Source organism: Dokdonia ponticola, assembly GCF_042653865.1.
GTDB lineage: Bacteria > Bacteroidota > Bacteroidia > Flavobacteriales > Flavobacteriaceae > Dokdonia > Dokdonia ponticola.
Genome location: NZ_JBHSFV010000006.1, coordinates 232,365 through 246,859, shown reverse-complemented (window position 1 = coordinate 246,859; position 14,495 = coordinate 232,365). Strand labels below are relative to the sequence as shown.

Annotated in this window: 12 protein-coding genes; 3 read left to right on the top strand and 9 right to left on the bottom strand. The window is 38.2% G+C overall.

What is annotated here, in order from left to right:
* Nucleotides 1-195: 195 nt before the first annotated feature.
* Entirely contained in the window at nucleotides 196-3,099 is a 2,904-nt protein-coding gene (locus tag ACFO3O_RS11705; RefSeq protein ID WP_379978966.1) for an FAD-binding and (Fe-S)-binding domain-containing protein, read from the bottom strand.
* An 81-nt stretch (nucleotides 3,100-3,180) separates the two neighbouring features.
* On the opposite strand from ACFO3O_RS11705, the gene ACFO3O_RS11700 reads away from it, so the two are divergent.
* The 3 genes from ACFO3O_RS11700 (at nucleotide 3,181) to ACFO3O_RS11690 (ending at nucleotide 5,143) form a co-directional block, all read left to right on the top strand.
* Nucleotides 3,181-3,672, top strand: coding sequence for a hypothetical protein (locus ACFO3O_RS11700; protein WP_379978964.1), 492 nt, complete (start codon nucleotides 3,181-3,183; stop codon nucleotides 3,670-3,672).
* A gap of 293 nt (nucleotides 3,673-3,965) precedes the next feature.
* Complete coding sequence (locus ACFO3O_RS11695) at nucleotides 3,966-4,505, top strand: TPM domain-containing protein (protein WP_379978962.1); 540 nt, start codon at nucleotides 3,966-3,968, stop codon at nucleotides 4,503-4,505.
* A gap of 116 nt (nucleotides 4,506-4,621) precedes the next feature.
* Complete coding sequence (locus ACFO3O_RS11690; RefSeq protein ID WP_379978960.1) at nucleotides 4,622-5,143, top strand: hypothetical protein; 522 nt, start codon at nucleotides 4,622-4,624, stop codon at nucleotides 5,141-5,143.
* A 144-nt stretch (nucleotides 5,144-5,287) separates the two neighbouring features.
* Here ACFO3O_RS11690 and ACFO3O_RS11685 read toward each other — a convergent pair whose 3' ends face one another.
* The 8 genes from ACFO3O_RS11685 to ACFO3O_RS11650 form a co-directional block, all read right to left on the bottom strand.
* Nucleotides 5,288-6,451, bottom strand: coding sequence for a cytochrome-c peroxidase (locus ACFO3O_RS11685; RefSeq protein ID WP_379978958.1), 1,164 nt, complete (start codon nucleotides 6,449-6,451; stop codon nucleotides 5,288-5,290).
* Between the two features lie 68 nt (nucleotides 6,452-6,519).
* On the bottom strand, nucleotides 6,520-7,650 hold the full coding sequence (bshA, locus tag ACFO3O_RS11680) for an N-acetyl-alpha-D-glucosaminyl L-malate synthase BshA (protein ID WP_379978956.1): 1,131 nt from the start codon (nucleotides 7,648-7,650) through the stop codon (nucleotides 6,520-6,522).
* Between the two features lie 67 nt (nucleotides 7,651-7,717).
* On the bottom strand, nucleotides 7,718-10,639 hold the full coding sequence (locus ACFO3O_RS11675) for a glycoside hydrolase family 3 N-terminal domain-containing protein (protein WP_379978954.1): 2,922 nt from the start codon (nucleotides 10,637-10,639) through the stop codon (nucleotides 7,718-7,720).
* A gap of 246 nt (nucleotides 10,640-10,885) precedes the next feature.
* Nucleotides 10,886-11,374 (bottom strand): ABC transporter ATPase, encoded by a 489-nt coding sequence (locus tag ACFO3O_RS11670; protein WP_379978952.1) that lies wholly within the window; start codon nucleotides 11,372-11,374, stop codon nucleotides 10,886-10,888.
* Between the two features lie 163 nt (nucleotides 11,375-11,537).
* A complete protein-coding gene (locus ACFO3O_RS11665; RefSeq protein WP_379978950.1) occupies nucleotides 11,538-12,329 on the bottom strand; it encodes a (Fe-S)-binding protein in 792 nt (263 codons plus the stop codon).
* Nucleotides 12,330-12,390: 61 nt separating this feature from the next.
* Nucleotides 12,391-12,825 (bottom strand): LNS2 domain-containing protein, encoded by a 435-nt coding sequence (locus ACFO3O_RS11660; protein WP_379978948.1) that lies wholly within the window; start codon nucleotides 12,823-12,825, stop codon nucleotides 12,391-12,393.
* A complete protein-coding gene (locus ACFO3O_RS11655; protein WP_379978946.1) occupies nucleotides 12,822-13,160 on the bottom strand; it encodes a hypothetical protein in 339 nt (112 codons plus the stop codon). The genes ACFO3O_RS11660 and ACFO3O_RS11655 overlap by 4 nt, the downstream gene beginning before the upstream one ends.
* Nucleotides 13,150-14,484 (bottom strand): 4Fe-4S dicluster domain-containing protein, encoded by a 1,335-nt coding sequence (locus ACFO3O_RS11650; RefSeq protein WP_379978944.1) that lies wholly within the window; start codon nucleotides 14,482-14,484, stop codon nucleotides 13,150-13,152. Before ACFO3O_RS11650 ends, ACFO3O_RS11655 begins: the two co-directional genes overlap by 11 nt.
* Nucleotides 14,485-14,495 lie beyond the last annotated feature (11 nt).

Genomic DNA, 14,495 nt, shown 5'->3' with positions numbered 1-14,495 from the left:
GAAACGTTTGATTTTGAAGTGATTTCAAGACATAATAGATTTTCTATTGCATAAAGCGAGTTTAAGCAACTTTAAAAATAAGGAAGGAATCTTAATTTATAGGTATGCTTTCCTGTTTTTATGAATATGAAACTTTATCAGGATGATATTGGTAATCATTCAAAAAAAATAGCAATAAATTTAGTATTCTGTATCTCACCCACCTACATCGAGCAATGCCTGTCGTAAAATACTCACAGGATGCAAAGCCGTGCGTTGGGTTCCATCTTTTATTTGATGTCTACAGCTCGTTCCATTGGCGGCGATAATGACATCTGCATCCGCCTTACGTATCGCAGGAAATAAGGTTTGTTCTCCCATCTGCATACTGATTTCATAATGCTCTTTTTCGTAGCCAAAACTCCCAGCCATCCCGCAACATCCTGACGGAATGATGGTGGGTGTATAATTTTTAGGGAGGTTTAAAATAGCAAAGGTGTGTGACACTGATGAGAGCGCTTTTTGATGACAATGTGCGTGAATTTTTATTTTTTTCGCTTTCGCGGAAAACTGCTCAGAACGGATATTTCCTAGTTGCATTTCATTATCTAAAAACTCTTCTAGTAAATAGGAATGTTTCGCTAGACGTTTTGCCCCTTCTACATCATCTGCCAATCGAAGGTATTCATCTCTAAAGGTGAGTATCGCTGAAGGCTCAATACCTAGAATCGGAACCTCATCTGCCGAGAGATCACTAAAATCTGCCACGTTTGCATTAGCGAGTGCTTTGGCTTCTTCTAAAAATCCTTTGGATATATAGGACCGACCGCTTTCCAACCCTTGTAAACACGCTACTTCATATCCTAATCCTGTGAGTAACTCGTAGGCGTCTTTTCCTATTCCTCCATCTAGGTAGTGTGTAAACTCATCTATGTATAAAACTACTTTTTTTATTGTTTTTTCCGCTTTCGCGAAAGCGGACACTTTCTTAAAAATATTTAATTTAGGTAAGCTACGTTTCTTTGCTATTCCAAGCGTTGGCTTAGCTAGACCACCCGTTACTTTAAGTAAGCCATTATACAACCAAGGGGTCTTTGCTCCTATACGATTTACACGGGTATTATGCGCAAATAGTTTGGTTCGTAACGAACTCCCATGTGTTTTTTGATACTGGTAGTCAAACTCGGCTTTTAGCGTAGCGACATCTACATTACTAGGACATTCACTGGCACAGGCTTTACAACTCACACACAAATCAAATACGTCTTTGAGTGCTGGATGATCAAAGGGGTTTGGTTTTTCTGAGATGGTTAAAAACTCCCGCAAGGCATTGGCTCTGGCTCTTGTGGTATCTTTTTCATTGCGCGTCGCTCTATAACTCGGGCACATCGTTCCTCCTGCGTTCGGAAGCTTCCGACAGTCGCCACTTCCATTACATTTTTCTGCTGATTTTAAAATACCTTCTTGATCAGAGAAATTAAGGAGGGTTTCTATCACAGGTTCTTCTCGATCTACTTCGTATCGCAATGCTTGATCCATAGGTAGCGGATCAATGATCTTACCTTTATTAAAAACGGATTTCGGATCAAAGGTGTGTTTTATTTTTCGTAAGAGTTCGTAATTAGAAGTACCAATCATCATTTCGATAAATTCAGATCGCACAATCCCATCACCATGCTCACCACTCATGGAGCCTTGGTAAGATTTTACGAGCTTCGCCACATCGGTAGTGATTTTTCTAAAAAGTGTTACATCTTTTGCTTCTTTAAGATTAAGAATAGGGCGTAGATGCAATTCACCAGCACCTGCATGGGCATAATAGACGGCTTCTTGTTGATAATCATCCATGATGGCCGTAAATGCGTCAATATAGGAGGCTAAATCTTCTAAAGCAACAGCCGTATCTTCTATACAAGCGACTGCTTTACGATCACCGATCATATTTCCTAATAGCCCTAAACCTGCTTTACGTAATTCCATCGCCTGATCAATCTGTTTTCCTTCTAAAATAGGATAGGCATAGGAAAATCCTGAGGCTTTGATGGCATCTACAAGGGCTGTAGCTTGTGCACGTGCTTTTTCTAGTGTGGTGTCGCGAACTTCTAATGTGAGAATGGCTGCGGGGTCGCCTTCTATAAAAAATCGATTTTTGGCTTGGGTACGGTTATTTTTGGTGCAATCAAGAATCACTTTGTCCATCATCTCACAAGTATAAAGATCATGTTTCATGACCAATGTGACGGACTTTAAACACTCTTCTAAGGTCTTAAAATGAGCGGCCACAAGGACGCCGTGTGTGGGTGGTAATTCGTCGAGTTGTAATGTGATTTCTGTGGTGAACGCGAGTGTTCCTTCGCTTCCTGTTAATAAAGCGCATATATTTAAGGGAGCTCCTTCAGCAGTAAATGGATGCTGGTGAATCAGTGCGTCTATAGCATATCCCGTATTCCGTCTATGAATTTCGCGTTTGGGGAATTCGGAGGTTATCTGGCGCTGTGTTTCTCCCGATGATAACGTCTCTTCGAGTGTTTTATAAATGTTCCCTTCTAGATTGGACAATTGGCATTTTTCGCGAAAGCGGGATTCTGATAAGGGTTCAAAAACCACTTCACTACCATCACTGAGTACGGTTTTTAAGCGAACGACTTTATCACGGGTGACACCATATTTGATAGAGGTGGTCCCAGAAGAATTATTGCCAACCATCCCTCCCATCATACATCGGTTGGCAGTGGAGGTATTAGGTCCAAAAAAGAGTCCGTGTGGTTTTAGGTATGTATTTAACTCATCTCTAATCACCCCTGGCTGCACAGTAACCTGACGTTTTTCTATATCTAAATCAATAATTTTTGTGAAATGCTTTGAAACATCTACCACAATCCCATCGCCTACGCACTGCCCTGCAAGGGAAGTTCCAGCGGTACGCGGAATTAAGGTGGTGTTATTTTTGGATGCAAAATGAACCAAATATTGTATATCCCTCGTATCTTTGGGGAACGCAACCGCTTGGGGAACTTTTCTGTACACAGAAGCGTCTGTTGCATAGATATGCTTGTGAAGCGTATCGGTATGGAGTTCTCCAGAAAGTTGACTAGATAATTGTTTTAACTGCGTATGCATATCATCAAAAATACATTAAAATTTAATGGTATATCCTGCGTTATAAAACATACTAATGAATATCAATTTAAAAAACACTTTATGAAAAAAACGATTTTTTGTTTCGTACTCTTTTTAGGAATTGCTGCCTCGATGCAGGCGCAAGAAATTTCAAAAAACGCCATCGGAATTCGCATAGGCGACAATGATGGTTTTGGCACAGAAGTCAATTATCAACGTGGTCTAGGAGATAACAATCGATTGGAATTAGGACTTGGATGGCGAAGTGCTGACAACTTTGATGCCATCCGATTTACAGGTTTATACCAATGGGTATGGAATCTGGACGGTGGTTTTAATTGGTATGCCGGTGTTGGTGCTGCCGTTGGCTCATTTGACTTTGATGATCGGTTTGTGATTGGTAGAGATATTGAAGAGTTTTTTCTAAACGCCGCAGGAACCGTTGGTATTGAATACAATTTTGATATTCCGTTATTATTATCACTGGATTTTAGACCTGAAATTGGGATTCTAAATGATATCGATGATGATTTAGAATTTGATGTCGCTTTGAGTATTCGCTATCAGTTTTAACAAATAAGACGTAAGACCGCTTCGCTGTTAGATGTTAGATCGCTTCGCTCTTAGATGCAGTAGACACTATAGAAGCATTTTAGTTAGACCCTAAAGAATGCATATATTCAAAAAAAAACCGAGACGATTGTCTCGGTTTTTTTTGTGGATCCTTACTTACACTTTACAACAAATTATTGATAATTTACACCTTATAAATTAATTAGCATATCTTAGTTATTCATTTTTTACCAGACATATAAAAGATGAATAACTGAAGTAGTCACTTATACATATTGAATATAATACCTTACATGAGAATCGGAACTAAACTATTAATTCTAATCCTGACAGTAAGTTTGCTTTCATGCAAAGGTTCAACTCAGGAAACCGAAAAGAAAGAACCCGCTACTGAATTTGACTTTTCGGGAATAAAAAAAAAGACTTTTCCAGAATCCATTGGAATCATAAATGACTATGCACAAATACTTACTGAATCACAACGGAAGGAACTGACCAAAACCCTCTATGATTATAATATTGAGACTACTAGACAAATTGTAGTGGTCACAGTTGATAGGATAAAACCATACCAAAATATTCAACAATACGCAGTTGATTTAGGGAATGAATGGGCCGTTGGAGATGCTGAAAAAAATAATGGGTTAACGATTGTTGTCTGTAGTCAATGTCAACAAATTGGAATCGCCACTGGACTTGGAACTGAACTCATTTTGACTGATTCAATTTGTAAAGAAGTGATTGACAAAACCATGATACCCGAGTTTAAAAATGGAAAGTTTTATAATGGAATTAAAAAAGGGGTGACTGAATTCATAACGAAATGGGAATAAAACATCTGTTATCATTGAGTAAACAACTCCACCCACTGCAAAAAACGACCTGTACCCCTACTAGAGAATAACTAAATTACTAATCAAACTCAAATTAAAAAACCGAGCCTAACTAAATGAATCCATCGAGACATTGCGATCTATGTGATCACCAAAAAAAGGATCTGAAAATAGGCACAACTTGCGGATTAACTGACCGTAAACCTGAATTCAATGGTACCTGTGCTAAAATTAAGCTGAATGAAAAGTTTGAGAATAAACTAAAAATGGTAAATATTGAATACCATAATATCAAGCGAAAAAAAGCACTAACGTACGCATACTTTATCGTTTTCTTGGCAGTAGGAATCACCGTAATTATTGGTGGATATTTGTTAGGAACGTACGCATTAGACAGCGGAGTCATTTCAACGGTTCCACTAATTATTATGGGAGTTGGACTTGCACCTCTCGGAATGGCATTTGGAACTTTAAATAAATACCGACAAGAAATCGAGGTTGCGAAAATCAAAAAAAACAACATAGATGAAGTCCTGAACAAATACCGAATTGAATATGAAATTGATATAAGCTTCGGAAAAGAAATTCATGGTACTCAAGAAGTGCACACTGACCTAAAAACGAAAGGGATACGATAACAACAACACAACCGAATAAAGAGCCCACTCCTAGGTAAGAAAACGGGTTGCCTATAAAATCTCATAATTACTCAGCATAGTAAAAGGACTCATTATGCGCTGTCAAGTTTAGGACAAAGCAATAAAACCAATATATATTTCTGATTAATTAATAAATGGATCACTAAATCGATGATCGTTTTCTATAGTTGTATCGACAAGGGTTTCTATAAAAGCTGCAAGTGCATTTTTTTCTTGATCTGTAAGATTTAATTGTATAGGAGTGTTGTTAGGAGTAATCAAACGGTTGTCTAATGCAGGGCCCATTTGTATTCCGCTATTATAATGTTCTATTACTTCTGCTAAGCTTTCAAAACGACCATCATGCATAAAATGTGTAGAACGACTAGCACTTTTTAAAGATGGAGATTTAAAAATAGTAGTTTCCCCAAGGTCAAGCCCATTACTTCTTGAGTTTGGACCTAATACAAATGTTGGTACTTGATGACAAGAAGCACAACCTACTCCTCCTTGTGGCGGTGAATTTATAAATAGTCTTTTTCCTAAATTTTCCTCTTCGGTATAATTAGGAAAATCCTGTGTTACACCCAAATCAGGAGCATTTGAATTGTATACTTGTGCAAAACCATCGTCAAATGCACTATTTGAAGAAACCATCGCTCTTATAAATTGAGCTAATGCAAATTGAATTCTTTCTTCAGTAATAACCGCATCACCATATACTATTGTAAATAATTCAGGATAATACTCACCGCTGTTTAATTTTGTGATAACAGCTTCAAATCCTCCGTGAGTTACGTCAAATCCCATTTCCACACTATTTTGAATAGGTTGTGTTGTTTGTGCCTCTAAAGTCTCTGCTCGACGATCCCAAAAAAAGTTTTCACCAAGATAATATTGTGCATTTAATAAACGCATAGCATGAGCATCTGTTTCGCCCCCTTCAAAGCCAGTACTAAATCTATTTGGGTCATCAAAGCCTCGTGATTGATTATGACAACTAGCACAAGAAACCGTATTGTTGAAACTTAAACTCTTATCATAAAATAACACACGTCCTAAAGCTGCACCTTCATTTGTTATGGGATTGTTAGCTGGTGTATTTGTTAGGTTGAGTGCAACATCAAAATGTTCTGGTAGGTCTAAAGGCGTATAGGAAATTAAGTTATCAAAATCTAATGCAATAAAATCTTGGTAGGTAGTTTCCGTTTCTACATCGGGAGTTACATCTTCAGATATGTCTGAATTAGTATCATCTGAGCAAGAAAAAAGAAGGAATGTTACAAAAATCAATAGGAGGTTTTTCATAAAGGTGTGTTTAGTCATACCCCTAAGACTAAAAAGAACAACAAAAGTTTAATAGACTCTAAAAAAAATCACACCTTATTCACCAACACCTTTTCATACAACTCTTCATACAAGGGTACAATGTTATGGATGTCAAACTTGGCGGCTTCGCGTCTTGCGTTGTCTTTAAACGTGCGTAATGTTTTATCATCGTGCAAGATTCGGATGGCATTCTGTGCCATATCTGCGATGTTTCCTACATTAGAGAGGTAGCCTGTCACACCGTCAATATTTACCTCTGGAATTCCCCCAGCATTACTAGAAATTACAGGAACTTCATTGACCATGGCTTCTAATGCGGCGAGTCCAAAACTCTCTGCTTCTGAGGGTAACAAGAAGAGGTCTGAAAAGCATAAAATCTTATCGATCTCATTACTATTTCCTAAAAAGCGAACTTTGTCTTCAATGCCTAATTCTTTGACGCGTTGTTCTGCGTCTTCTCGTTCGGGACCTTCTCCAACCATTAGTAATTTTGCAGGCAATTCAAGTTGCACTCGATAGAATACTTCGATGACATCTTGAATGCGCTTTACTTTTCTAAAATTACTAATATGGGTGATGATACGTTCATTTTCATGCGCCATTAAATCACGCTGACAATCGGTGAACTCATGATTGGTTGCCTCCATATCAATAAAATTAGGGACAACATCTATGTGTCGGCTAATATCAAAAAGGCGTAAGGTATCTGTTTTGAGACTTTCTGATACTGAGGTTACGACATCACTTTTATTAATACTAAAGCTTACCGCTGGACGATAAAAAGGATGACTTCCCACAAGGGTAATGTCTGTCCCGTGAAGGGTGGTTACCATAGGTACATGGATTCCTTCTTCCTTAAGCATTTCTTTTGCCATATAGCCTGCATAGGCATGCGGTATCGCATAATGTACATGCAAGATATCAATCTTGTGTTTCTTTATAATACGCACTAGTTTACTCGACAACGCCAACTCATACGGCTGGTAATGGAATAATGGATAGTCCGGTACGTTTACTTCGTGAAAGTGAATACGCTCATTGAGCAATGCCAATCGTACGGGTTGTTTGTACGTAACAAAATGGACCTCATGTCCTCGTTTAGAGAGCGCTATTCCTAGCTCTGTCGCGACAACACCACTTCCTCCAAAGGTCGGATAACAAACTATAGCAATTTTCATGTATTTCTTTTTTTGCTTTCGTACTTCGGCTATGCTCAGCATAAACTTCAGCTTTGCTGAAAGCGAACTAATCAATAATAGATTCGTAGATCGCTTCTTGAATATCTGTGCGCAATCCCGACGTGACTAATTTACGATTTTCCATCGTAGGAAAGGTGCGATTGGATAAAAATACATAGACCAAATCCTCTTCTGGATCTGCCCATGTATAAGTACCTGTAAAACCGCTATGCCCAAAACTCGTCATAGAGACACAGCCACAAGTTGGACCACTTCCTTCTAATTGAGGTTTGTCAAAACCAACCCCTCTTCGCACATTTTTATCACAATAGGTACAAGTATTGAACTCCTCTAGCGTTTCTTTAGAGATATACCGTTTGCCTCCATAATAGCCATTTTGGAGATACATCTGCATCATCTTTGCCACATCATTGGCATTGCTAAATAACCCAGCATGTCCTCCTATATTGCTTTGCATGGCTGCGCCCATATCATGCACATAGCCTTGTACTTTTTGATTACGCCAATAGGTGTCATTTTCTGACGGTACAATGGATTTTTTTGAGAATCGATCCAATGGTTTATAGCCTGTTCTGTTTGCCCCCATAGAACTATAAAATCGTTCTGAGGTCAGTTTATTGAGATCTTTACCATAATAATCTTCTAGAAATTTCTTTATCAAATAATACGGTAAGTCACTATATTTATAGGAAAGCCTGTCTCTCAAATCACTCTCTCCGATACGTCGTATGATCGTATCTGAATAGTCACTTCGGAGATACATCTCATCGGCTATTTTAATGTTAAATTCTTTGGAGTAGGCAGCACGATAGTAGTCTTTAGATGGCTTTTTGGTCACCGAATCCATTGTTGCCAGATAAAAAGGAATCCACGCTTTAAAACGTGCATAATGTGATAAGGCTTTACGTAAGGTAATGTTTGATTTATTGGTCCCTTTAAGCTCAGGTATTAATTCGCCTAAGGTATCATCTAGCGAAATAGAGCCTTGGCTTCGCAATTCCATGATCAAAGGTAAAGAGGCCAATATTTTGGTCATAGAAGCCACGTCATAGACATCATCTGAGGTTACTCGACGTTTTTTTGTATAGGTATGATATCCAAAGTTTTTGTTGTAAATCACCTTCCCTCTTCGTGCAATAAGTACCTGTGCTCCTGGCATCATAGCCTGTGTAAGCCCTGAGCGAACAAGCGCATCTACTTTCTTGTGTAAACTATCAGAACTCATACCTACTTCTTCTGGAATCCCATAAGATAATCGGCGTAACGTTCCTGATTCAAAACCTGTGCCTGCAGGTGCATTTGTCAAAGAAACAGGAAGCTTTCCTTTACTGGGAATCGCACCAAAAATAAGTTGGGCGCTTTTCTCCTGCGCAATTTCACTATTCTGATAACTATGAATAATACCCTCTATATCTTCTGTTGTTGACAAATCTAACATCGCATACGGACGTACAAATAGATCTAACACCACATCATGGGCACCTGCGATTTTATAAAGCCACGTTTTTTCTTTATCTGTAAAAGCATACGATTTCCATGGGTTATCATTGGATCTATGAAAACCAACAATGACGTAGTTATACTTTTTCAGTTTGGTCATCATTTCGTCAAGAGTCGCTGCTTTTACATGAGTCACTTGATCGTACTTACGCATTTCTTCTAAAAAATGACTTCCTGAATCATCACCAAGAGAGACATAGGCAATTTTCTTTTCGTCCAAATTCTTTACAGGAAGGATGTCATTTTTATTTTTTGTGATGGTCAATGCATTTTCAATTGCAGCACTATACACCACATCATCTAGGGTCGTATTCAAATCTGCCACTAGATTTTTAGTCGATACAGGCGTATACTTTGATAAACCCACTTTATATTTTGCATAGAGGATTTTTTTTACTGAATGCGCCAAACGTTCTTCTGTAATTTCATTTTTTTCTAATGCAATTTTAATTTTTAAAGCCGCAGCAGGCACGTCGCTACTAATCAATAGGATATCATTTCCTGCTTTGAAAGCAGCGAGATCAATTTCGCCTGCTTCTTTAAAATTAGAAGCACCTTTCATATTGAGTGCATCGGTAAAGATCAAGCCATGAAAACTCAGGCTATCTTTGAGGATGTTGGTCACTACCGTAGGTGAAATAGAGGTAGGATACCCTTTTTCAGGAACTAGATTGGGTACGTTTAGATGAGCCACCATCACACTAGCCACTCCTGCTTCTATAATAGGCTTATACGGATACATCTCTATATTCTTAAGACGCTCTAAGGTAAAATCTAGTGTTGGTAGTGTTTTATGACTATCCTGATCAGTATCCCCATGACCGGGGAAATGCTTAGCACTTCCTAGTACGCCTGTACTTTGCATCCCTTCTAAAAAGGCAACGGCTTTTTCGGTAACGTTTATCTTATCTTCTCCAAATGAACGATTTCCAATGATAGGATTGGCAGGGTTGACATTAATATCAACCACAGGACCAAAATTAATGTGTACACCTAGACGTTTGCAGTGTTCTCCCACACGTTCGCCTACTTGTTTAACAATACGATTATCTTGAATGGCTCCTAAAGTCATATTCCACGGAAATGCATAGGTACTATCTAATCGCATAGAAAGTCCCCACTCAGCATCCATTCCTATTAACAAAGGAGTCTTCGCTAATGCTTGGAATTCATTATTTAGCTTCGCTTGTCGCAAAGGTCCCCCTTTAGAAAAAATAATCCCTCCTATATGCTGCTCTTTAATAAGCGTACGTATCTTATCGACTTTTGCTTTGGGGTCACTTGAAAAAACATCCACCATAAACAGCTGTCCGATACGCTGATCTACGGTCATATTGGTGTATACGCTATCCACCCATTTACGTTGTGACTCTATATCATTTGTATAAAGCGGGTAAGACTGCTGCGCAAGCGCAAAAAATGGGAGGCAACTAAAACTAAGAAAAAGTAGGTATTTCCTAAACTGCATATATCAATAATTATGTGTAACAAATCGCTATGTTACTCGCTTCTTTACATACATATCTATAGCTATAAAGAAGTAAGTCGGGTATAACGAATTTACTAAGAATGGTTCCGCTTTCGCGAAAGCGTATAAAAAGTTAACAAAATATTATTAACCATGTTTATACCCATTTGAACATCAAATGTAGTATTATATAGCGTCAGAAAAAGTAAAAACGTATATATAAGTCAAGAAAAAGAACAAAAAAAGTTACTTTCTTAAAAAACGACTATGCCAACTTTCGATGGCGGGAACTTCCCAGTGATTTTTGTATTCTTCTAGATTGGTCACTAGATTATTGAACACAATGGTTTTTTTACCGACAGCACCGTCTTTAGCCATCTTTTTAAAATCGATAAGGTTCTTGTAATGAATTCGATCGTTTTGATAGTAAGTCACATTCATTTTATCCAAAAGATCAACCCCTAAATTCTCTTGCATGGCCTGTATAAAGCGTACTTGGCTGTCTATAGAACACCCACTTGCCGTCGCTTCTGATTGATCTAAAGCAATAATAATAAAGCGCTTATATTTCACCTCAAAGCCCGCTTTGAGCGCTGCTCCATGTGCTGTCCACGATGTAAGAAAGGTAGATAGGTCTTTTTCAAGCTGTCCCACTTGTTCTTCCGTAAAAGCTTTATCGCTTTGATAAATCCAAACGCGCGATTGATCAGAAAGGGTGCTAAAATCTACTAGCATATGGTTTTTTATTTATTTAGAATAAACTAAAAGAATCGTATTTAATGTACCGATACAAAAGTCGGATCATTACAATCAAGATAATTAAACCTCCAGGATAGGAAATAAAATCAATGAGGGAGAACGTTGTCTTTTTCTTGCTATTGGACTTCATCTCGTGTTGTTAAAGTTCATCTGCGGCAGCAATCATTTCTGCTACGTCCATCACTTCAATGCTGTCTTCCTTTTCTTTGTTTTTAATCCCATCAGTCATCATGGTGTTACAAAATGGGCATCCCGCAGCGATGATATCTGGTTTTACTTCTAGCGCTTGTTCGGTACGTTCTATATTGACGTCTTTATTTCCAGGCTCTGGTTCTTTAAACATTTGTGCGCCACCAGCACCACAACAGAGACCGTTGGTTTTACATTTGCGCATTTCTACCAATTCTACTTCGAGTTTACGTAAAAGGTCACGTGGTGCCTCATACACATTATTGGCACGTCCTAAATAGCAGGGATCATGAAACGTAATTCGTTTCCCTTTAAACTTTCCTCCTTCTACTGTCAAACGTCCATCTTCGAGCAAGGATTTCAAAAACTGTGTATGGTGCACGACTTCATAGTTACCACCTAGAGACGGATATTCATTCTTAAGGGTATTAAAGCAATGCGGACAAGCGGTTACAATTTTTTTAATTTCATATCCGTTCAGCACTTCAATGTTAGTGACTGCTTGCATTTGGAATAGAAACTCATTTCCCGCTCTTTTTGCGGGATCTCCTGTACAACTTTCTTCAGCTCCTAATACGGCAAAATCAACATTTGCTTTGTTTAAGATACGAGCAAAAGCTTTGGTTATTTTTTTTGCTCTATCGTCAAAACTACCGGCACAACCTACCCAAAATAATACTTCAGGTTGCTTGCCTTGTGCCATATATTCGGCCATGGTAGGTACTCTTAGTGGTTCACTCATAGTATATGTTTCTGCTTTCGCGCCTGCCTGCTGGTAGGCAGGAAAGCCAAATTATTATGATCTAATCTTTAAAAACCTGAATGGTTACTTCTTTATCTACTAACTCTGTAAATTTACCTTTGTAACGCGTCGCCTTTACAAGGTGGTTATCTATCCAATGATAGTTCCCTCCTCTTGGTTTTCCCATTAATAAGCTATGATACTTAAATCCATGTTTTTTTAGCCATGTTTCTGTGTAGCCTCTATGCTCTTCGGTACGCGAAGTAAAGAAACAAATGATGTGACCTTGATCATACCAATTATTTAGGGTCTTTAATGCATCTGGATATACTTCTGCTGTGAGCATACGTTCTGGCTCTTCATTTGGAATATCGTCACAGATAGTCCCATCAATATCAATTAGGTAATTTTTAATACCGTCAGGAAGTACTGGGCTTATATGTTCCCCATTTTCTAATTTCTCGCTCAATAACTTGTCTACGTCTTCCTTTTTCATTTCTTGTTTTGCTTATGATTTATGGATTTAAAATCTTCTTTACTTATTCGTATAAAATGAGCCTGTACGTGGACTCCTTCTTTTTTTAGGTTCGGATCATTAAGATCCATTCTTGCTCTGCGTAAGGCTTCTTCTGATAATGCTAATACTTGTTTTTGGGAACAATAATCGCAGGTGATCTTTTGAACTTTTACAGAATCTATTTGTTTTTGTTCGCTAAAAAATATTCGGGTATACACTTTAAATTGCAAGCTATCTTTTCTCCAGCTATGTTGTGCGCTTACTACAAAGGGAACGCATAGAAAGGATAGTATGAACCAGTGTTTAGCTTTCATTTACCCAATTTGCTCTATCCATTTGATTAAATGGCCACGGTGCTCCATTGTTTTCAATATTGGTCATGGCATTATTCAGATCGCTTGGTGCTGAACTTTCTTCCATCACCATATAGCGACGCATATCCATAATAATACTCAATGGATCTATTCCTATAGGACATGCTTCTGTACATGCATTACAGGTGGTACATGCCCATAATTCTTCTTTACTGATATAATCGTCTAGTAATTGCTTTCCATCAGGCTGGAAAGAGCCATTTTCATCTATGTTTTTGCCTACCTCTTCTAAACGATCACGGGTATCCATCATAATTTTACGAGGTGATAATTTTTTCCCTGTCTGATTGGCTGGACACTCACTTGTACAACGACCACATTCTGTACAACTATATGCATTCATCAATTGTACCCAGTTTAAGTCGATCACATCACTCGCTCCAAATTTTTCTGGATCACCTTCCTCTTCGGCAGGTGCAGCAAATGGGTCGGCGTTGGGATCCATCATGAGCATTACTTCTTTGGTCACTGCATCCAGATTATCAAGTTCTCCTTTAGGTTTTAACTTCGCATACCATGTATTTGGGAAGGCTAGTAAAATATGTAAATGCTTAGAGTAGTATAAATAATTTAGGAATATTAAGATTCCTACGATGTGTAACCACCAAGCGCTTCGCTCTAAAACAATAAGCGAAGATTCTGACATCCCTTCAAATAAAGGTGCTATGTATTGGCTTATTGGAAAAGAACCTACGATGCCTGCATCAGACGCATAATGAGCTGCTCCGATGGTTTGCAATTGCAAATCTGCGGCATTCATGACTAAGAATAGTGTCATCAATACCATTTCAAAATAGAGAATGAGGTTTCCGTCCATTTTAGGCCACCCTTTCATCTCTGGACTTAAGAAACGTTTTAATCGTATCACATTACGTCGCGCCCAGAATATGATTACTGCTACAAATACGAGGAACGCTAAAATCTCAAAACTTCCGATTAAGAAATCATACAACCCACCTAAGAATCCGAAGATGCGGTGTGTTCCAAAAAGACCATCAATGATAATCTCTAATACTTCTATATTGATAATGATAAACCCTACATACACAATAACGTGTAAGATTCCTGAGATAGGACGTTTGACCATTTTGTATTGCCCTAAAGCAATCTTAGCCATATTACGCCAGCGTAAAGACTTATTATCCGATCTATCTACCTCTTTTCCGAGTTTGATATTGCGGAATAATTTTCTACTATTTTTTGTAAAAAAACCAATCCCTAGAACAAGGATGATCAAAAATATAATGTTAGGTATGTATTGCATAATCGTTCGTT

Excerpts from the sequence above, each read along its gene's own strand:
- ACFO3O_RS11705 (WP_379978966.1), bottom strand. The coding sequence starts at position 3,099 with ATGCATACGCAGTTAAAACAATTATCTAGTCAACTTTCTGGAGAACTC.
- ACFO3O_RS11700 (WP_379978964.1), top strand. The coding sequence starts at position 3,181 with ATGAAAAAAACGATTTTTTGTTTCGTACTCTTTTTAGGAATTGCTGCC.
- ACFO3O_RS11695 (WP_379978962.1), top strand. The coding sequence starts at position 3,966 with ATGAGAATCGGAACTAAACTATTAATTCTAATCCTGACAGTAAGTTTG.
- ACFO3O_RS11690 (WP_379978960.1), top strand. The coding sequence starts at position 4,622 with ATGAATCCATCGAGACATTGCGATCTATGTGATCACCAAAAAAAGGAT.
- ACFO3O_RS11685 (WP_379978958.1), bottom strand. The coding sequence starts at position 6,451 with ATGAAAAACCTCCTATTGATTTTTGTAACATTCCTTCTTTTTTCTTGC.
- bshA (WP_379978956.1), bottom strand. The coding sequence starts at position 7,650 with ATGAAAATTGCTATAGTTTGTTATCCGACCTTTGGAGGAAGTGGTGTT.
- ACFO3O_RS11675 (WP_379978954.1), bottom strand. The coding sequence starts at position 10,639 with ATGCAGTTTAGGAAATACCTACTTTTTCTTAGTTTTAGTTGCCTCCCA.
- ACFO3O_RS11670 (WP_379978952.1), bottom strand. The coding sequence starts at position 11,374 with ATGCTAGTAGATTTTAGCACCCTTTCTGATCAATCGCGCGTTTGGATT.
- ACFO3O_RS11665 (WP_379978950.1), bottom strand. The coding sequence starts at position 12,329 with ATGAGTGAACCACTAAGAGTACCTACCATGGCCGAATATATGGCACAA.
- ACFO3O_RS11660 (WP_379978948.1), bottom strand. The coding sequence starts at position 12,825 with ATGAAAAAGGAAGACGTAGACAAGTTATTGAGCGAGAAATTAGAAAAT.
- ACFO3O_RS11655 (WP_379978946.1), bottom strand. The coding sequence starts at position 13,160 with ATGAAAGCTAAACACTGGTTCATACTATCCTTTCTATGCGTTCCCTTT.
- ACFO3O_RS11650 (WP_379978944.1), bottom strand. The coding sequence starts at position 14,484 with ATGCAATACATACCTAACATTATATTTTTGATCATCCTTGTTCTAGGG.